The sequence below is a fragment of the Amaricoccus solimangrovi genome (assembly GCF_006385685.1).
Taxonomy (GTDB): domain Bacteria; phylum Pseudomonadota; class Alphaproteobacteria; order Rhodobacterales; family Rhodobacteraceae; genus Amaricoccus; species Amaricoccus solimangrovi.
The window spans coordinates 1-845 of the sequence record NZ_VFRP01000119.1 but is presented as its reverse complement, the minus strand read 5'-3'; the positions used below and the strand labels follow the sequence as shown (position 1 = coordinate 845).

Sequence of the window (845 nt, the reverse complement as noted above, 5' to 3'; positions counted from 1 at the left end):
TGTTTAGTCCCAGCATGTCCTGGCGTATGTTTGTCGTCGCCAGAGAGGGATGCGCTATGGGCCAGGTTCTTCACGGGAGCGCCAAGACGACGTAGGTCGTGCGAGTTGAGCTACAGCGATCGGAGGCTCCGGCCGCGGAACTCGCCCGGCGCTACGGGCTCAACGAAAAGACGGTGAGAAAGTGGCGGTCGCGCTCCTCGGTGGAGGACGCGCCGATGGGACCGAAGGAAAGACGGAGTTCCGTTCTGTCCACCATGGAGGAAGCCGCCATCGTGGCGCTCCGGGTCCAGGCCCGCCTGCCGCTGGACGACGTGTTCATCGCCCTGAAGGACGTCATCCCGCACCTGACGCGGTCCTCGTTGCATCGGTGCCTTCAACGCCATGGGATCTCGCGACTGCCGAAAGCGGATCGCGAGAAGCCCAAGCGCTTCAAGGCCTGCGAGATCGGCTATTTTCACATCGATATCGCCGAATTGCGCTACGAGGGCGGTAAGGCCTACCTCTTCGTCGCCGTCGACCGGACATCGAAGCTGGTCTTCGCCAGGATCTACCGCGAGGCCACGAAACTTGTCGCCGCCGGTTTCCTGAAAGCTCTGACCCTGGCCGTTCCCTACAAGATCCACACGGTGCTGACCGACAATGGCGTGCGGTTCGTCCAGCATGACAGGAAGGCCGAGGGCGGCTTCACGCCTCACGTCTTCGGCGCCGTCTGTTCGGAGCGCGGGATCGAGCACAGGTTGACCAAGCCCTACCATCCCTGGACCAATGGTCAGGCCGAGCGGATGGTTCGGACCATCAAGGAGGCGACGGTCCGCGCCTTTCACTACGCCAGCATCGAGGACCTT

The 845-nt window shown here is 62.8% G+C and carries 1 protein-coding gene; it reads left to right on the top strand.

The features are described 5' to 3' along the window. Positions 1-98 precede the first annotated feature (98 nt). Positions 99-845: IS481 family transposase (locus FJM51_RS23530; RefSeq protein ID WP_233713258.1), on the top strand; the 747-nt coding region annotated here is incomplete at its 3' end.